Annotated in this window: 15 protein-coding genes; 5 read left to right on the top strand and 10 right to left on the bottom strand. The window is 72.9% G+C overall.

What is annotated here, in order from left to right; genetic code table 11:
- Positions 1 to 124 precede the first annotated feature (124 nt).
- Positions 125 to 2,650 carry an FtsX-like permease family protein gene (locus OG700_RS08215; RefSeq protein WP_405611135.1) on the bottom strand — a complete coding sequence of 842 codons (2,526 nt, stop codon included), beginning with the start codon at positions 2,648 to 2,650 and terminating at the stop codon, positions 125 to 127.
- Positions 2,644 to 3,378 (bottom strand): ABC transporter ATP-binding protein, encoded by a 735-nt coding sequence (locus tag OG700_RS08220; protein WP_405621524.1) that lies wholly within the window; start codon positions 3,376 to 3,378, stop codon positions 2,644 to 2,646. The genes OG700_RS08215 and OG700_RS08220 overlap by 7 nt, the downstream gene beginning before the upstream one ends.
- Before the next feature lie 234 nt (positions 3,379 to 3,612).
- On the opposite strand from OG700_RS08220, the gene OG700_RS08225 reads away from it, so the two are divergent.
- Entirely contained in the window at positions 3,613 to 4,959 is a 1,347-nt protein-coding gene (locus OG700_RS08225; RefSeq protein ID WP_405611138.1) for a sensor histidine kinase, read from the top strand.
- Positions 4,959 to 5,603 carry a response regulator gene (locus OG700_RS08230; protein ID WP_405611141.1) on the top strand — a complete coding sequence of 215 codons (645 nt, stop codon included), beginning with the start codon at positions 4,959 to 4,961 and terminating at the stop codon, positions 5,601 to 5,603. The genes OG700_RS08225 and OG700_RS08230 overlap by 1 nt, the downstream gene beginning before the upstream one ends.
- Before the next feature lie 34 nt (positions 5,604 to 5,637).
- On the opposite strand, the gene OG700_RS08235 is transcribed toward OG700_RS08230, so the two are convergent.
- Together OG700_RS08235 and OG700_RS08240 are read right to left on the bottom strand one after the other, a co-directional pair.
- The gene (locus OG700_RS08235; RefSeq protein ID WP_405611144.1) at positions 5,638 to 6,876 is read right to left on the bottom strand and encodes an AI-2E family transporter; all 1,239 of its coding nucleotides are present in this window, start codon (positions 6,874 to 6,876) and stop codon (positions 5,638 to 5,640) included.
- A gap of 25 nt (positions 6,877 to 6,901) precedes the next feature.
- Positions 6,902 to 7,096 carry a DUF3046 domain-containing protein gene (locus OG700_RS08240; RefSeq protein ID WP_405611147.1) on the bottom strand — a complete coding sequence of 65 codons (195 nt, stop codon included), beginning with the start codon at positions 7,094 to 7,096 and terminating at the stop codon, positions 6,902 to 6,904.
- Positions 7,097 to 7,175: 79 nt separating this feature from the next.
- Between OG700_RS08240 and OG700_RS08245 the strand changes: the two genes are divergently transcribed.
- Entirely contained in the window at positions 7,176 to 8,099 is a 924-nt protein-coding gene (locus OG700_RS08245; RefSeq protein WP_405611150.1) for a hypothetical protein, read from the top strand.
- A gap of 25 nt (positions 8,100 to 8,124) precedes the next feature.
- Here the strand turns inward: OG700_RS08245 and OG700_RS08250 are convergent, their stop codons facing one another.
- The 3 genes from OG700_RS08250 to OG700_RS08260 all read right to left on the bottom strand — a co-directional run bounded on the left by OG700_RS08250 (position 8,125) and on the right by OG700_RS08260 (position 10,325).
- Positions 8,125 to 8,436 carry an AzlD domain-containing protein gene (locus OG700_RS08250; protein ID WP_405611153.1) on the bottom strand — a complete coding sequence of 104 codons (312 nt, stop codon included), beginning with the start codon at positions 8,434 to 8,436 and terminating at the stop codon, positions 8,125 to 8,127.
- Positions 8,433 to 9,143 (bottom strand): AzlC family ABC transporter permease, encoded by a 711-nt coding sequence (locus OG700_RS08255; protein ID WP_405621526.1) that lies wholly within the window; start codon positions 9,141 to 9,143, stop codon positions 8,433 to 8,435. Before OG700_RS08255 ends, OG700_RS08250 begins: the two co-directional genes overlap by 4 nt.
- 351 nt (positions 9,144 to 9,494) lie before the next feature.
- Positions 9,495 to 10,325: an AraC family transcriptional regulator gene (locus OG700_RS08260; RefSeq protein ID WP_405611156.1), complete on the bottom strand. Its 831-nt coding sequence runs from the start codon at positions 10,323 to 10,325 to the stop codon at positions 9,495 to 9,497.
- Between the two features lie 114 nt (positions 10,326 to 10,439).
- On the opposite strand from OG700_RS08260, the gene OG700_RS08265 reads away from it, so the two are divergent.
- Complete coding sequence (locus OG700_RS08265; RefSeq protein WP_405611159.1) at positions 10,440 to 15,149, top strand: ATP-dependent helicase; 4,710 nt, start codon at positions 10,440 to 10,442, stop codon at positions 15,147 to 15,149.
- Between the two features lie 106 nt (positions 15,150 to 15,255).
- Positions 15,256 to 16,008 (top strand): DNA-formamidopyrimidine glycosylase family protein, encoded by a 753-nt coding sequence (locus tag OG700_RS08270; RefSeq protein WP_405611162.1) that lies wholly within the window; start codon positions 15,256 to 15,258, stop codon positions 16,006 to 16,008.
- On the opposite strand, the gene OG700_RS08275 is transcribed toward OG700_RS08270, so the two are convergent.
- The 3 genes from OG700_RS08275 to OG700_RS08285 all read right to left on the bottom strand — a co-directional run bounded on the left by OG700_RS08275 (position 15,969) and on the right by OG700_RS08285 (position 17,920).
- On the bottom strand, positions 15,969 to 16,289 hold the full coding sequence (locus tag OG700_RS08275) for a hypothetical protein (RefSeq protein ID WP_405611165.1): 321 nt from the start codon (positions 16,287 to 16,289) through the stop codon (positions 15,969 to 15,971). The genes OG700_RS08270 and OG700_RS08275 overlap by 40 nt on opposite strands.
- A 175-nt stretch (positions 16,290 to 16,464) precedes the next feature.
- Positions 16,465 to 17,733 carry a tyrosine-type recombinase/integrase gene (locus tag OG700_RS08280; RefSeq protein ID WP_405611168.1) on the bottom strand — a complete coding sequence of 423 codons (1,269 nt, stop codon included), beginning with the start codon at positions 17,731 to 17,733 and terminating at the stop codon, positions 16,465 to 16,467.
- Complete coding sequence (locus tag OG700_RS08285) at positions 17,717 to 17,920, bottom strand: hypothetical protein (protein ID WP_405611171.1); 204 nt, start codon at positions 17,918 to 17,920, stop codon at positions 17,717 to 17,719. Before OG700_RS08285 ends, OG700_RS08280 begins: the two co-directional genes overlap by 17 nt.
- Between the last annotated feature and the right edge of the window lie 43 nt (positions 17,921 to 17,963).

Below are 17,963 nucleotides of genomic sequence, written 5' to 3' on the forward strand. Positions count from 1 at the left end.
CGGCCCGGAACCCATGAGAATGCTTGTTCGATTTTGATGTCAAGGGCATCCCGCGGGCGTGTCGCGCAGTGGGCGGGGTGCGGGAGTACGGCCGCGGCCCCGGCCACATCGCGACGGGGCGCGGCTACTCGCGTGTCCCCGCCAGCTCGACCGGCCTCGTGCGCAGGGCCGTCAGCGCGGGTACGACGGCGGCCACCACCGCCAGCACGGCGCTCGCCGCCACCATCGCCCCCAGGCTCCCCCAGGGCACGACCAGGGGCGACCGGACGGAGAGCAGCGCCAGTGCGCCCCGCAGGCCGAGGAGGTTCAGACCGGCCACGGCGGCCCCGAGGAGGGAGCCCACGGCCACGACCACCAGGGCCTCGGCCGCGACCAGGCGGAGCACCTGCGGCTTGGTCGCCCCGGTCAGCCGGAGCACCGCGAGGTCGCCGACCCGGTCGGACGTCGCCATGACCAGGGTGTTCGCCAGCGCGATCCCCGTGTACAGCAGGGCGATCCCCAGAATCAGCAGCAGCCCCAGGCGGGTGTTCTCGCTGGAACGGGGATGGCTCCGCGCCATCCACTCGTCCTTCGTGAGGACGTTCGTTTCCGTCGCCCGCCCCGCCTCGCGCAGTGCGGCGTCGACAGCGCCGGCGTCCGCACCGTCACGCAGCTTGACGTCGACGCGGTCGACCGTGGCGCCGGGGGCGTTACGCGGGGTCACATACGCACCGTTGCCGCCGGTCCCGGTCCGGAGTACCGCCACGATCCGCAGCGTCACCTCCCGCCCGTCGCCCAGCCAGACCCTGACCCGCTGCCCGACCGTCCGTGTCTCCCACTCCTCGTTGACGACGATGCCGCCGTCGTCGAGATCGGCCAGCCGGCCGGAGGTCACCGGCAGCCGGGACACCGCCGCGAGATCGGCCGGGTCCACGGCTCTGGCCTCGGAACTGACGAGGGCGACACCCTCTTCGAGCACGGTCACGGCGGTGGAGCGCGAGGCGCTCACATCCGTGCCGGGGATGCTTCGCGCCCGTGCCACGAACGGGTCGGGCAGTGCGCCCTCCTCGCCCGGCGCCGCCACCACGTAGTCGGCGGTCGTCTGTTCGGCGGCCTCGCCGGCCTTGGCCTCGCTGATCGTCGCCGTCGTACCGAGGAGGGAGGCGGCGAGCGCGACGGTGATCAGTACGGGAGCGGCGACGGCCGCCGTACGGCGCACCCCGCCGGCCGCGTTCTCCCGCGCCAGCAGGCCGGTGGCGCCCGGCAGCCGGGCGGGCAGCCAGGTGACGAGCCTCACCAGCGGTGGTACGAGCACCGGCGCGTACAGGGCGACGCCGACGATCAGCAGCATCGGCCGGGTGATGTAGGTCTTCCTCTTGAGGGCCTCGCCGGGATCGGTGGCCAGCGACCACACGAGCAGTCCGAGACCGGCCAACAGGACGAGGCCTCCGAGCAGCCAACGGCTCGGGGGCATCGCCCGGTTGTCGATCGCGGCCTCGCGCAGCGCCTCTGTGGGCTTGATCCGTCCGGCCCGCCAGGAGGACGTCAGGACGCCGGCCGTCGCCACGCACAGGCCCGTCCAGAAGGCCACATGCAGCGGCCAGGTCTGGTCGCCGATCGCGAACCAGGACGGTGCGATCTCACTGTCGACCATCCACGCGGCGAGCGGCGGCGCGCCGAAGGCGCCGAGCAGACAGCCGAACGCCGAGGCCGGTACGGCGACGAGGACCGCCTCGGCGAACACCGTCCGCCGTATCTGTCGCGGAGTGGCGCCCGCCGTACGCAGGAGGCCGAACTCGCGGCGGCGCTGGGCCACGGCGAAGGCGAAGGTCGACGCCACCACGAAGACGGAGACGAAGCAGGTGATGGCCGCCGCCGTGCCCAGCAGCGCGTTGACCGAGACCAGGGCCTCGCTGTCCCGGTCGGGGTCCGGATCGGCCCGCCGCCGGTCGTCACCGGTCAGAACCTCGATCCCGCCGGTGCCGGCCGGCCCGTCGCCGGCCGTCGCACGTACGGCCTTTCGGACGGCCGCCGCGTCCGCGTGCACCACCAACGCGTCAATACGGGGCGAGAGTTGGGCGGCCTCGGCGTCGGTGAAGAACACGGCGGTCTCGAAGTCCGTCGTGCCCACGGTGCCGACGACGGTGCGGCTGCCGGCCCCGGCCGGGGTGACGACCCCGACCCGGTCGCCGATCTCGACGCCGCCACCGGGCGCCGCGGCGACGACGATCTCCCCGGGCGCCTCGGGGGCCCGGCCCTCCATGAGCCGGTACGGTGTGGCCGCCGCGACCGACCACGGATGCCCGACCGCCCCGGCGCCGTCGGCGCCATCTCCGAAGGAGGCGTCGGCGAACGACACCGGGAAGGTCCGGTCCTCGACCGTACGGCCGAGCCGGGCGAGTTCGGCGGCCAGGCCGTCCGGCACCGCCCGCGGATCGGCGAGCCGCCGCGTACGCTCGCCGATCGGTGTGGACACCCGCAGGGTGTCGGAGGCCTTGACGACCACGGGGGCCGCCGCGAAGCGCTCCGGTCCCCGGTGCGGGGCCTCGAACGTGGCCGCGAGCGCGAGCCCGGTGGCGGCGATGAGCCCCACGCCGAGTGCGAGGGCGACGAACGATCCGGTGAAGCTGACCCAACGGGCCCGCATGCCTTGGAGTGTCAGCCTCAGCACGATGCCACCGCCAGTGCGGTCATCCGCTCGGCGACCCGGTCGGCGGTCGGCGAGTCGAGGGAGTCCCGCACCTTGCCGTCCGCCAGGAACAGCACGCGGTCCGCGTACGACGCCGCCATGGGGTCGTGCGTCACCATGATCACCGTCTGCCCCCCGTCGACCATGCCGCGCAGCAAGGTCAGGACCTCCCGGCCCGTCCGGGAGTCCAGCGCCCCGGTCGGCTCGTCGGCGAAGAGCACATCGGGTCGGGTGACCAGCGCCCTGGCGAGCGCCACGCGCTGCTGCTGGCCGCCGGAGAGCTCGCTGGGCCGGTGACCCGCGCGCTCACGCAGCCCCACCCGTTCCAGCACGTCGAGAACAGCCGCCCGTTTCGGTCTGCGGCCGGCCAGGCGCAGCGGGAGCCCGACATTCTGTTCGGCGGTGAGTGAGGGCAGCAGGTTGAACGCCTGGAAGACGAAGCCGATGCGTTCACGTCGCAGCAGGGTCAGCCTGTTCTCGCTGAGCGCGGTCAGGTCGTGCTCTCCGAGCATCACGGTCCCGCTGGTGGGCCGGTCCAGTCCGGCCGTGCACTGGAGCAGGGTGGACTTGCCCGAGCCGGAGGGTCCCATGACGGCGGTGAAGCTGCCCTTGGGTATGTCGAGGGTCACCCGGTCGAGCGCGGTCACCGCCGCCGGGCCCTTCCCGTAGGACCGGGTGACCGAACTGAGCCGGACCGCTGTGTTGTTCATGGCGACGTTGTTCACGGTGACGCTGTTCACGGGGGTGTTGTTCCAGGCGGTGTTGTTCATGGTGATCACTCAAGCCGCACCGGACACCGCGCACATCACAGCAGGAAGGCAGGTCGGGGGTGGAGCTGACTCCACCCCCGGCGGGGTGGAACGGGGCAGGTGGGGCTGTGTACGGGGCGAATGGTGGAGCTGGCTGGGTGGCCGCCCCGTACGGCACCCGCCTACCGTGCGTCCATGCACTCCCCCAGCCTCTGGCAGGCGCTCCGAGCGCCCCGTTATCTCCGCAGCAGCTGGCCGTGGCGCTCCGCGGCGTATCTGCTGAGCGGCGTGTCCGTCGGCTTGGTGACCCTGGTCTCGCTGCTCCTGCTGGTGGTCTCGGGAAGCGTGCTGGCGGTGGTCGTCATCGGCGTTCCGCTGCTGCTGATATTCGTGCTCGCGGGCATCCCGCTGGCCGCACTGGAGCGCCGCCGGCTGCGGCTGGTGGACCCCGTCGTACTGGCTGATCCGCACCGCGAGCCGGACGGTACGGGCCTGGCCGCCTGGGTCCGGGTCCGTCTCAAGGAGCCTGCCACGTGGCGGGAGTTGGGCTACGCGCTGCTGTTCGCGTTCGTGTTGTGGCCCCTGGAGGCGCTGGCCCTGGGAACGGTGCTCGTCGTCTGCGGCGGCCTGCTGGCCACACCTGTCGTCATGGCCACGGCCGGCGGGGGCGAGGAGGCCCGCGTACTGAAGGTCTGGCTGGCCGAGTCGTATCCGCAGGCGTTCGCGGCGGCGCTGATCGGTGCGCTGCTGCTTCCCGTACTGGCCTATCCGCTGGGCGTGGTGGCCGCCGGGCGCGCGGCGCTGACAAGACAACTGCTGTCCTCGCGCGACGCCTCCGTCGATTCCCGGATCCAGGAGCTCGGCCGGTCCCGGGTGCGGCTGGTGGACGCCTTCGAGGCGGAACGCCGCCGGATCGAGCGTGATCTCCACGACGGCGCGCAGCAGCGGCTGGTGGCCCTGTCGATGACGCTCGGCCTGGCGAGGCTGGAGAACCCCGGCGAGCCGCTGGGCGGCCTCCTGGCGAAGGCACACGACGAGGCGGGCACCGTGCTGGTGGAGATCAGGGAGCTGATCCGGGGCATTCACCCCCAGGTGCTCACCGACCGGGGGCTCAAGGACGCGGTCGAGGATGTCGCCGACCGGTCGACGGTGCCGGTCGACGTGCGCTTCGAGCTGCCGGGGCGGCTGCCCGAACCGGTCGAGACGGCGGCGTACTTCGCGGTCTCCGAGGCGCTGGCGAACGTCGCCAAGCACAGCGGGGCCGAGCGCGCGGAGGTGTGTGGCAAGATCGCCGACGGCGAACTGGTCGTGGAGGTCAGGGACGACGGGGCGGGCGGGGCGGACTTCTCCGGCGGCACCGGTCTGCAGGGCGTGGCGGACCGTATCTCGGTGCTCGACGGCCACCTGGTGGTCTCCAGCCCCGCCGGCGGACCCACCGTGTTCCGCCTGCGGATCCCCTGCCCGCCCGGCGACACCGGCACCGACACGGCCGCCACGGCCACCGCCCTCTCTTCCCGTACTCCCACCCGAACGAGGACCTGATGTTGCGCATCGTGCTGGCCGAGGACAGCGTGCTCCTGCGGGACGGACTCACCGCCCTGCTCGAACGTTTCGGGCACCAGGTCGTCGCCGAGGCCGGGACCGCCGACGAGCTGACCGCCGCGGTGGCCGAGCACCACCCCGACATCGTGGTGACGGATGTGCGCATGCCTCCGGGATTCTCCGACGAGGGGCTGCGGGCCGCGCTGGAGTTGCGCGAGCGACGGCCGGAGCTGCCCATCCTGGTGCTGAGCCAGTACGTGCAGCGCGCGTACGCCGAGGAGCTGCTCGACTCCTCGGACGGCACCAGCGTCGGCTACCTGCTCAAGGAACGGATCGGGCACGTCGAGGAGTTCGTCGACGCCGTCCGCCGCGTCGCCGAGGGGGCCACGGTGGTGGACCCCGAGGTCGTACGGCAGTTGCTCAGGCACCGCCGCGACCCGCTGTCGCGGCTGACGCCGCGCGAACAGGAAGTTCTGGCGCTGATGGCGGAGGGCCGGTCCAACGCGGCCGTCGCCGAGGCGTTGCACGTCAGTGAGGGGACGGTGAGCAAGCACTTCGGCAGCATCCTCACCAAACTCGACCTCTCCCTGACGGACGCGACGAACCGCCGTGTCCTGGCGGTGCTCGCCTACCTGCGCGACTGAGCTCCCCGCGAAGGGGGTGAGCGCTTCGGGGCCGTCAGGCGCCGCTCTCCGGGCGGACCGGCCGTACCCGCCGGTTGGCGCGCCGCAGCGCCCGGCGCATCCGCGCCAGCGTGCGCCCGCTGCCGCGCCGCCGGTGGCCGTGCACACGCGGGTCGTCCGTCACGTCGTAACGCTTCACGTACGCCCCGAGGAACGCCTGGAGCGTCGCGACCGCGGGGATGGCGATCAGCGCGCCGACGGCACCGAGCAGGGCCGTACCGGCGACGACCGAGCCGAAGGCCACGGCGGGGTGGATGTCGACGGTCCTGGCGGTGAGTTTGGGCTGGAGGACGTAGTTCTCGAACTGCTGGTAGATCACCACGAATCCGAGCACCCACAGCGCGTACCAGGGGTCCACGGTGAAGGCGATCAGCATCGGCAGGGCGCCGGCCAGATAGGTGCCGATGGTCGGCAGGAACTGCGAGACGAGGCCCACCCACACGGCGAGCACGGGCGCGTACGGCACCCCGAGGATTTCCAGCAGGATGTAGTGCGCGACGCCGGAGATGAGCGCCATCAGTCCGCGCGAGTAGATGTAGCCGCCGGTCTTGTCGACCGCGATCTCCCAGGCGCGCAACACCTCGGCCTGCTTGGCCGGGGGCAGGACGGAGCACACGGTGCGCCGCAGGCGCGGCCCGTCGGCGGCGAAGTAGAACGAGAACAGGAAGATCGTCAGCAGCCGGAAGAGGCCGCCGAGCACGGTGGTGGAGACGTCGAGCACGCCGCTCGCGCTGTTCTGGACGTATCTCTGCAGCCAGTCGGAGTGGAGCAGGCTGTCCTGGACGGCCACCCGTGAGAGCTCGGTGCGGAAGTTCTGGTTGATCCAGTTGATGAGGGAGTCGAGGTACTTGGGGAAGTCGTCGACGATCTCGATGATCTGTCCCGCGAGCATCGAGCCGAGCAGCACCACGAAGCCGACGCTCGCGATCAGTACGGCGAAGAAGACCAGGAAGGTGGCGAGTCCGCGCCGTATGCCGTGCGATGCCATCCGGCTGACGGCGGGCTCGACGGCCAGCGCCAGGAAGAAGGCGATCAGGACGTTGATCAACAGCCCGATGAGCTGGTGGAACGCCCAGCTGCCCAGTTGGAAGCAGGCGATGAGTGTCAGCGCGAGCACCATGGCGCGCGGCAGCCAGCGGGGCATGCGGGCCGTCTCACCGCCGTTCCCCTCCGGGGGAGGCGGCGGCGGGGCGGACGGCTGAGGTTCCTGGGCTGTTTCGTCGGTCAGTGCCACGGAGCCAGTGTCGCGTACGCGTACGTCACCGCTTGTCGGCGGGCACACCCACGGCGGCGCAGACCGCCCTCCAGACGTCCTTGGCCTCCCAGCCGGCGGCGAGGGCCTCGTGCACCGTACGGCCGCCGAGCTCCGCCATCACATGGTCGCGTGCGAAGGAGTCCGCGTACGCGGACCCGAAGTGGTCCGCCATCCGTTCCCAGAAAATCGTCAACCGCATGACCTCAGTATCCCGCTCCTGAGAGTGCAGCCGGAGCCGTCCGCCCCGCGCGGGACGCTTCGCGTCCTACGGTCGGTGGATGGCCGCGACCGCAGCATCCCAGTCGACTCCCCTCGCCCGCTCGGAGCGCTTCATGTGGCTGACGGCGCGGGTCCTCGAACAGCGCCGGTTCGCCCACCACTTCACGGGCGGCGGGGCGGAGCCCGTCGAGACCGCGCTCACCGCGTACCGCAACGAGGACGGCGGGTACGGCCACGGCCTGGATCCCGATCTGCGCGGCCCGGTGAGCCATCCGTCGCACACGGCGCACGCGCTGTCCGTACTGGACGGCGTCGGGCGCTGCGGCGGGCCCCGGGTGGAGCGGGTGTGCCGGTATCTCACGCTGGTGTCGGCGGCGGACGGGGCGCTGCCCGCGGTGGGCGCCTTGCGTGGTCCGTCCGGTGCGCCTGTGCCACCGGCGCAGGGCGAGCTGCTGGCGACCGGCCCGGTGGTGGGGCTGCTGCACCGCAACCAGGTGTGGCACGCCTGGCTGTTCCGGGCCACCGACTTCTGCTGGGCCGCCGTCGACGCGCTTCGGACGCCACCTCCTCATGAGGTCGCGGCGGCGGTCGCCTTCCTGGACGGTGTGCCGGACCGGGCACGCGCGGCCGGCGCCGCCGACCGGCTCGGACGGCTCGTACGGGAGCGGCGGATGGCGGTCCTGGATCCGGCGCGCCCCGAGGCGTACCCGGGCGCGACCGCGTACGCCGCCGGAGACCCGCCGGGCGGCGAGGCCTTCCTCCCGCACGACTACGCGTGTCTGCCCGAGTCGGTCGCCCGCCGCTGGTTCACCGACGCGGAGATGGACGGCTCGCTCCGCTCCCTGGCGCGGGCGCAGCGCGAGGACGGCGGCTGGCCACCCGGCCGGCCGGGGTGTGCGCCCGCCGGAACGGTGGAGCGGCGTCCCTTCGCGACGATCGAAGCCCTGCGGACGCTGCGGGCGTACGGCCGGGACATCGGCTGACCGAGTCAGCCGGAGTCAACCGGCGTCAACCGCCCAGGGCACGTACCCCGGCGGTGACCGCGACGGCCGCGGCGATGACGACCAGGAACGGTGCCCGCAGCACCAGCGCGAGCCCCGCCGCGGCGAGCCCGGCCACCCTGGCGTCGACGACCAGCGCACCGTCGGCGCCGCCGAAGGCCTGCTGCGCCGTGAGAGCGGCCAGCAGCGCGACGGGCAGAAGTGCGGACATTCGTTGAACGAGGGGGCGTTCCAGGGCGCCCGCCGGTACGAGCAGCCCGAGCAGCTTGACGAGATAGCAGCCGACAGCGGTCAGCGCGATGGCGATCCAGATACTCATCGGCCTGATCCCTTCCGGCGGGTGGTCCCGCGGCCCTCGAACCAGAGGACGGCGGGGGCGGCGAGCGCGGCGACGAGCACCGGCACACCGGCGGGCAGCACCGGCAGGAAGCCGAGCCCGAGAACGACCGCACCGGCGGCGACGGCGCGCTCCGTCGTGGTCCGCAGCATGGGGGCGAGCAGGGCCAGGAAGACGGCGGGGCCGGCCGCGTCGAGCCCCCAGGCGTCGGTGTCGCCGATGGCCTCGGCCCCGAGCGCGCCGAGAAGCGTGGTGAGGTTCCACAGCACGTAGAGGGTGAGCCCGGTGACGGTGAAGCCGAGGCGCACGCTGCGCCGTGTGGGCTGAGCGAGCGCGACGGCCGTCGTCTCGTCGATGACCCATTGGGCGGCGAAGGGGCGTACGAAGCGTGGCAGTGCCAGCAGTTGGGACAGGCGCAGGCCGTAGAACGTGTTCCGTACGCCGAGGAAGAAGGCACCGGCCGCGGCGGTCAGGGGGTTGCCGCCCGCCGCCAGCGCGCCGACGAGTGCGAACTGCGAGGCCCCGGTGAAGACCAGCAGGCTGAGCGCGCAGCTCTGCAGGACGGTGAGGCCCGCCCCGGCGGACGTCACGCCGAAGGCGAAGCCGGAGAGGCCGACGGCGACGCCGACGCCCAGCGCGTCGCGGACGACGGCCGAATCCGACTTCGGCTCGCCGCCGGGCTCACCGATCTGCTCACCGACCGGCTCACCGCTCTGCCCGGCTCCCGGAGCCGTACGGGCAGCCGTACCGTCGCCGCCCACGCCAGTGGCCTCCCCGTCGCCCCCGCCGTCGTTCCCGGGCCGTGGGCCGGCCCGGCCCGTCTCCGGGGCGGGGCGGGGCGCCCCGTGTGCGGCTGTCGCCGCCTCGTTCGCGGTCTCCGGGGCCGACCGGGCGGGTATCGCCGCCGTGTCGGGTCTGTCTGCTGATGCTGTCTGTTCTGCCACGTCGCAGACGCTACGGGGCGGGATCGGGCTCCGTCTTGTACGTTCTTGCGCACCGCACCGCACCGCACCGCTCGAACAAGCCGTCGCACCGCCCGCTCACGTGCCGCCCGGCGTCCGCTCCCTGCGGTACGCGCCCGGCGGCACCCCCACGATCCGGGTGAAATGCCGGTTGAGGTGCGGCTGGTCGGTGAACCCGACGAGGCCCGCCACCTCGGCCGGGGACGTCCCGGCGTCCAGCAGGTGCCGGGCCCGGCGCACCCTCGCGTCGGTGAGCCAGGTGTGCGGCGGCATGCCGTACGCGTCCCGGAAGGCCCGCAGCAGGGCGAACGGGCTGGTGCCCAGCTCGGCGGCGAGCTTCTCCAGCGACGGCGGGTCGGCCATCCGCCGCTCCAGCACGGCACGCGCCCGTGCCGCCGTCCTGGCGCCCGCGCCCCGCGCCGTACGCTGCGGCAGCGTGCCCCCGTTCAGCCGCAGGAGGCGGGTGACGGCGGCCCGCAGCAACGTGTCGGCGGCGAGTGCGTTCCCCTCGTCGGCGGCGCGCAGAACCTGGTGGACGAGGCGCACGGTGTACGGGTCGTCGACGACGGGCTCGACGAAGCCGGGGGTGCCGCGGATCCGCGTCGTCTCGGCCGCGATCTCCGCGACAAGGTCGGGCGACGGGTAGACGGCCCCGTACTGCCAGCCCTCGGGACCCTGCGCGTGACCGGTGTGCGGGGTGTCGGGGTTGACCAGCGCCAGGGAGCCGGGGCCCGCGTACTGGTCGCTGCCGCCGACGTGGAACACCTCCACACCGTTGGTGATCGCGGCGATTACGAACGTCTCGTGGGTGTGCCTGACGAAGGTCTTGTCGATGTACCTGGCCCGCAGGAGGTCGACACCGGGCAGCTCCGAGTAGCGCCAGTGCCGTGCCTGCTCCCGAGCCGCCATGCCCCCAGTCTGCACCGGCCGCGCCCTTCCCCCCATTCCGCGCCCCGTGCCGCTTCGTCCCACCCGTTTCCGCAGGTCCGGGCGATTGTCAGTGGCCGGGTGCAGGATGGAGGGATGGCCGGCACCGCACTCGACTCGTTCTCCCCCGCGACCCGCAGCTGGTTCTCGGGGGCCTTCTCCGCGCCCACTGACGCGCAGGAGGGCGCCTGGCGTGCCATCGCCGAGGGCTCGGACGTGCTGGTCGTCGCCCCGACCGGCTCCGGCAAGACCCTGGCCGCCTTCCTCGCCGCTCTGGACAAGCTGGCCTCGGTGCCCCCGCCGGCCGAGGCGCGCAAGCGCTGCCGGGTGCTGTACGTGTCCCCGCTCAAGGCCCTCGCGGTGGACGTGGAGCGCAATCTGCGCAGCCCGCTCACGGGCATCCGGCAGGAGTCCGTCCGCCTCGGACAGCCCGAGCCGGAGATCCGGGTCGGCATCCGTTCCGGCGACACCCCGGCCGCCGAGCGCCGCTCGATGGCCACCAAGCCGCCGGACATCCTGATCACCACCCCCGAGTCCCTGTTCCTGATGCTGACCTCGTCGGCGCGCGACGCGCTGGCCGGTGTCGAGACGGTGATCCTGGACGAGGTCCACGCCGTCGCGGGGACGAAGCGCGGCGCCCATCTCGCGGTCTCCCTGGAGCGGCTGGACGAGCTGCTGCCGCGCCCCGCCCGCCGTATCGGTCTGTCGGCCACGGTGCGTCCGGTGGACGAGGTCGCCCGGTATCTCTCCCCCCAGCGCAGGGTCGAGATCGTGCAGCCTCCTTCCGGGAAGCGGTTCGATCTGTCGGTGGTCGTCCCCGTCGCCGATCTGGGCGAGCTGGGAGGCTCCCCGGCCGCCGACAGCGGGGGCGGCGGCTCGGACGGCGGCGACAAGCCGTCGATCTGGCCGCACGTCGAGGAGCGGATCGCCGATCTCGTCCAGGCGCACCGTTCGACGATCGTCTTCGCCAACTCCCGCCGCCTTGCCGAGCGCCTGTGCAACAGGCTCAACGAGATCGCCTACGAACGGGCCACGGGCGAGGCCATGCCCGAGGCCCACTCCCCCGCCGAGATCATGGCCGAGTCGGGCGCCGCCAAGGGCGCCCCGCCCCTGCTGGCCCGCGCCCACCACGGCTCGGTCTCCAAGGAGCAGCGCGCCCGGGTCGAGGAGGATCTCAAGGCGGGCCGGCTGCCGGCCGTCGTGGCCACGTCCAGCCTGGAGCTGGGGATCGACATGGGCGCGGTGGATCTCGTCATCCAGGTCGAGTCGCCCCCGTCGGTGGCGTCCGGCCTCCAGCGCGTGGGGCGCGCCGGCCATCAGGTGGGCGCGGTCTCCACGGGCGTCGTCTTCCCCAAGTACCGCGGTGATCTGGTGCAGGCCGCCGTCGTCACCGAGCGGATGCGCACCGGCTCCATCGAGGCGCTGCGGATTCCCGCCAATCCGCTGGACGTGCTGGCGCAGCAGCTCGTGGCGACGGTCGCGCTCGACACCTGGCAGGCGGACGACCTGCTCGCGCTGGCCCGCCGCGCGGCGCCCTTCGCCTCGCTCCCCGAGTCGGCGTTCACCGCCGTCCTCGACATGCTCGCGGGCCGCTATCCGTCGGACGCGTTCGCGGAGCTGCGCCCTCGTGTGGTGTGGGACCGCGTGACGGGTACGGTCACGGGCCGCCCCGGTGCGCAGCGTCTCGCCGTCACTTCGGGCGGCACCATCCCCGACCGCGGCCTCTTCGGTGTGTTCCTCGCCGGGTCATCCGGTGCCGGGGCATCCGGTGCCGACAACGGCAAGGGCCGCAAGGGCGGCGGCCGGGTGGGCGAGCTGGACGAGGAGATGGTGTACGAGTCGCGGGTCGGCGACGTCTTCACACTGGGCACGACCTCGTGGCGTATCGAGGACATCACCCGCGACCAGGTGCTGGTCTCCCCCGCCCCCGGGGCGCCGGGCCGGCTGCCTTTCTGGAAGGGCGACCAACTGGGCCGTCCGCTCGAACTGGGGCGCGCGGTGGGGGCGTTCCTGCGCGAGGTGGGCGCGCTGTCCCCTCAGGACGGCCGGCTGCGGCTGACGGCGGCCGGCCTCGACGCTTGGGCGGCGGACAACGTCCTGGCGTATCTGGACGAGCAGCGCCGCGCCTGCGGCCATGTCCCGGACGACCGGACGATCCTCGTCGAGCGGTTCCGGGACGATCTGGGCGACTGGCGGGTCGTCATCCACTCTCCGTTCGGTGCCCAGGTGCACGCGCCGTGGGCGCTGGCCCTCGGCGCCCGGCTCTCCGAGCGGTACGGGATGGACGCCCAGGTCATGCACGCCGACGACGGCATCGTGCTCCGGCTGCCCGACGCCGATCTGATGGGTCTGGACCTCCTCGACCAGGACCCGATGTCGCCCGATCCGGCGTACGACAACGAGCAGGCACCGATCGGCGCCGGTGATGTCGCCTTCGACCGGGGCGAGATCGGCCAGATCGTCACCGATCAGGTGGGCGGTTCCGCGCTGTTCGCGGCCCGTTTCCGTGAGTGCGCGGCGCGCGCCCTGCTGCTGCCGCGCCGCAGTCCCGGCAAGCGCACCCCGCTCTGGCAGCAGCGCCAGCGGGCGTCCCAACTGCTCCAGGTGGCGAGCGAGTTCGGTTCGTTCCCCATCGTCCTGGAAGCCGTCCGGGAATGTCTCCAGGACGTCTTCGACGTGCCCGGTCTCACCGAGCTGATGGGCGACATCGAATCCCGCCGGGTCCGGCTGGTCGAGGTCACCACCACCGAGCCGTCCCCGTTCGCCCGTTCGCTCCTCTTCGGGTATGTCGCGCAGTTTCTGTACGAGGGCGACTCCCCCCTCGCGGAGCGGCGCGCCGCGGCCCTGTCCCTGGACTCGCGGCTGCTGGCCGAACTCCTCGGTCAGGCGGAGCTGCGCGAGCTGCTGGACGCGGACGTCCTGGAGGAGTTGGAGCGCGAGCTCCAGTGGCTCACCGACGACCGCCGTATCAAGGACGTGGAGGGCGTCGCCGACCTGCTGCGAGTCCTCGGCCCGCTCACCGACGCAGAGTTGGCGGAGCGCGGGTCCGAGCCGCGGTGGCCGGCGGATCTCGCCGCGGCCCGCCGCGCCATCCGGGTCCGGATCGGCGGCGCCGAGTTCTGGGCGGCGATCGAGGACGCGGGGAGGCTGCGTGACGCGCTGGGCACCGCCCTGCCCGTCGGCGTCCCCGAGGCGTTCACCGAGCCGGTCAAGGACCCGCTGGGCGACCTCCTGGCGCGCCACGCCCGCACGCACGGCCCGTTCACCTCCTCCGCCGCCGCCGACCGCTTCGGACTCGGCCCGGCCGTCACCGAGGGCGCGCTCCAACGCCTCGCCGCCGGCGGCCGGGTCGTCCAGGGCGAGTTCCATCCGTCCGGGATCGGCCAGGAGTGGTGCGACGCGACGGTGCTGCGCCGGCTGCGCCGCAGGTCGCTCGCCGCGCTGCGGCACGAGCTGGAGCCGGTGCCGCCCGCCGCGCTCGCCACGTTCCTGCCGCAGTGGCAGCATCTGGGCAGCCACAGCCTGCGCGGCATCGACGGACTGGCCCGCGCGATCGAGCAGTTGCAGGGCGCGCCCATCCCGGCGTCCGCGCTGGAGAAGCTGGTGCTCCCCTCCCGCGTCACGGGCTACGTGCCGACGCTGCTGGACGAGCTGACCACCACGGGCGAGGTTCTCTGGGCCGGCGCCGGCGCCCTCCCCGGCAAGGACGGCTGGATCTCCCTCCATCCGGCGGACTCCGCGCCGCTGCTGCTCCCGCCGCCGCATCCCCTTGAGCTGACGGCGCTGCACGAGTCGGTCCTCACCACCCTGTCAGGCGGCTACGGCCTGTTCTTCCGTCAGATCACCGACCAGGTGCGGGCCACCACCCACCCGGACGTCACCGATCCCCAACTGGCCGACGCCGTCTGGGACCTGGCCTGGTCGGGGCGGCTGACCAACGACACCCTGGCGCCACTGCGCTCTCTGCTCGGCTCCGGGCGTACGGCGGGCTCGACGGCCCACCGCGCCAAACGGACCGTCCCGCGCGGGCGTTACGGCACCCTCACCGCCGCGGCCCGGCCCGCCTCCCGTACGGGACCGCCGACCGTGAGCGGACGCTGGTCGCTGCTCCCTTCCCCCGACCCCGACCGCACGCGCCGCGCCCATGCCCTGGCCCGCACGCTCCTCGACCGGCATGGGGTGGTGACGCGTGGCGCTGTCGCCTCCGAAGGCATCGAGGGCGGTTTCTCGGCCGTGTACCGGGTGCTGTCCGTCTTCGAGGACAGCGGGCAGGCCCGCCGCGGCTATGTCGTCGAGGGCCTCGGCGCGGCCCAGTTCGCGATGGACGGCGCGGTGGACCGACTCCGCGCGGCCTCCACGGCCCGTGACCGCGAGGCGTCCGACCCCTCGCCCCGCGCCGTGGTCCTGGCCGCCGCCGACCCCGCCAACGCGTACGGGGCGGCGCTGCCCTGGCCGGATCCGCCCGCCGGCGCCGGCCACAAGCCGGGCCGCAAGGCGGGCTCCCTGGTCGTCCTCGTCGACGGCGCCCTGACGCTCTACATGGAACGTGGTGGCAAGACCCTCCTGGCCTGGCCGGGCGATCCGGCCGCCCTGTCCGACCCGGCGCGTACGGCCGCCGGCGTCGCCGACGACGTGGCGCTGCGAACGGCCGCCGAGGCCCTGGCAGCCGCCGCCCGTGCCGGCGCGCTCGGCACGGTCACGGTGGAGCGGGCGAACGGAGAGCAGGCGCTGAGCTCCCCGGTGGGCCGCGTCCTGGAGTCGGCGGGCTTCCACGCCACCCCGAGGGGCCTGCGTCTGCGGGCCTGACACCGTTCCGGAATCCTTCCGCCCGCGGGACCCGTTTTCGTACATCCGCGCACGCCACACCCCGTACGCCGTCCGTCCCGGGGACCGTCTCGCGCATGATGGAAACATGCCCGAAGGCGACACCGTCCTGCACACCGCCCGGCGCCTGCACACCGCCCTCGCCGGGCGGCTGCTGACCCGGTCCGACCTCCGCGTCCCCCGGTTCGCGACCTCCGACCTCACCGGCCGGACGGTCCTCGACGTCACCCCGCGCGGCAAGCATCTCCTGACCCGCGTCGAGGGCGGCCTCACCCTCCACTCACATCTGCGGATGGACGGAGCCTGGCGGGTGTACGGCGCCGACGAGCGCTGGCGCGGCGGCCCCGGCCACCAGATCCGGGCGATCCTCGGCAACGCCGAACGCACCGCCGTCGGCTACCGCCTCCCCGTGCTCGAACTCCTCCGCACGGCGGACGAGGAACGCGTGGTGGGCCATCTGGGGCCGGACCTCCTCGGGCCCGACTGGGATCCGCGGACCGCCCTGCGCAATCTGCTCGCCGACCCGGCGGTCACCATCGGGGACGCGCTGCTGGACCAGCGCAATCTCGCGGGCATCGGCAACGTCTTCCGGTGCGAGACGTGTTTCCTCATCCGCACCACTCCCTGGCTGCCCATCGGGGACCTGCCGTCTCCCGAGCGCCTGGTGACGGCCGCGAAGAGGCTCCTGGAGGCCAACCGGGACCGGTCCCGCCGTCATCTGTACGTATACGGCCGCGGCGGCCTGCCCTGTCGCCGCTGCGGCACCCCCGTCAGCAAGGCGGACGAGGCCGACCGCCCCGTCTACTGGTGTCCACGCTGCCAGTTGGGCCCCGTCCCCTGAGAACCGTCCGGATCCCCCGGTCCGTCCGGGTGGTCCGGATACCCCGCCACCGCCCCGTCGACGCCCCTGTCCCCCTCCACTGCCACGACGGCGCCCTTCCCGGGCCTCACCGACCTACGGGCCGCCGCGTGCACCGGCAGCAGGCTCAGCCCCCAGCCGCCCGCCGCCACCGCCCCCTCGATGACCCCGGCGTGCTCGGGCGCCAGAGCGAGCCGCAGTACGGCCCACCACCAGAGCCCGCCGAGAGCGAGAACCGGCAGAAGGATCCGTCGCCGTGCCATGGCCGCCTCCTCAGACCGACGCTAGACCGGCCCGCGTATCCGGCGGAAGGGCGCATCGGAGGCGTGCACGGCGCATATCCGGCCGCCGCCGAGGCACACCGCCCGAACCATCCGCACCGGAGTCACGCCGCCCTACGCACTCTCCGCCTGGAACATCCAGTGGTGCTGTCCCGGACTAGCCTTTGAGCTGGGAAACAACCGCATCGGACCTCCTGGATTCCGGAAACCTTCCGCCCTTCGCAGAAGAATCCGTTCGACCTTCTTCGGCAGTCTCACCCGGCAGAGCCCATGCCGCATCCAGAACATCCCGCGTCTTCTCCTCGGCGGCGGCGAAGAGGTGGCTGTACGTCCGCATGGTCGTCATCACGTCCTTGTGCCCGAGGCGCATCTGGACGACCTTGGGGTTCTCGCCACCCGCGATGAGGACCGAGGCGTAGTGGTGCCGCAGCTCGTGCCAGTGCCGCGGCTTCACTCCGGCGTGCCTGCACGTCGCCTTGATCGCGTAGTCGATGGTGGCCTCACCGATCAGCCCGGCGGCCGGCATGGTAAAGACGAGCCCCGCGCCGGGCCCGGACCCGGCCGGCGGATACTCCGCTGCGTACGCCGCGAGGAGGTCGACGGCGCGCTGCGACAGGGGCAGGGCCCTGCGCCCTGCGCCGGTCTTCAGCGCGTCGAAGTACATCCCCTTCCCTTTCTCGTACACGAGCTGCTGATCTACCAGCATGGTGCGCCGCAGGAAGTCGATCTGCGACAAGCGCAGTCCGCGCAACTCCCCCGACCGGAGGCCGGTGAGCGCAGTCAGCTCGACCATCGCGGCCCACCGCGGGTGGTAGGCGGCAGCGATGAGCTGCCGCACTTCGGTCACGTCCGGCGGCTGCACTGCTGACACGACGAGGGTGGGCGCCGGTATGCGCTCGAACGGCGACACGGGGATGACGCGGTCGATGACCGCGAGGTGGAACACGCCCCTGACGTACCTGGCTACGCGGTTCGGGTAGCTGCCGCTGAGGTTGTACTTGGTGGTGAGGAGCTTCTGCCACGCCCCGGCCTCGGACGGTTTGATGGACCGCATCTCTCGCTGTCCCCACTCTGGGAACAGGTATCGGCGTAGCGCTCCCAGATACTCGATCTCGGAGCGGCCGATGATGGACTGCGCGGGCAGCCACGTGTCGCGGGCGAAGCGTTCGACGATGACTTCGCCGGCCTTCGGGTCGATCCACGAGCCGGCGAGCTTGGCCGCTTCCTTCTTGACGATCTCCCGCTCGGCTTCGGGGATGGTGCGCCACAGGCTGGTGCGTTCCTTGCCGTCTGGCCCGTCGTAGCGGGCCTGCCAGCGTTTGCCTTTCCCGTGGGCGGCTGAGGCGACTTGGCCTTTGTGCTGGCCGCACTCGGCTTCGTCCGGGCCAGGTCGGGTCTTGTGCCAGCGGTCAGCTACGTACCCCATGAAGTGCCCCTATGGCGTGCCCTGCGTCCATGCCCGTGGCCAGCAGCGCCCAGGTGGCCTGGGTGCGGAGCCGGTTGTCGGTGCTGACGCGGTCGTTGACGACGGCGACGGTGCGGCCGTCGATCTGGCAGGTGAAAGCGGCCACTCTCGGGCCGAGTGCGGCAGTGATGATCGTCGTCGTTGCCATGCGGACCCCGTTCATCCTCCGGGGCATCAGCGGCCCGGAGGAT

The sequence above is a fragment of the Streptomyces sp. NBC_01508 genome (assembly GCF_045040315.1).
GTDB lineage: Bacteria > Actinomycetota > Actinomycetes > Streptomycetales > Streptomycetaceae > Streptomyces.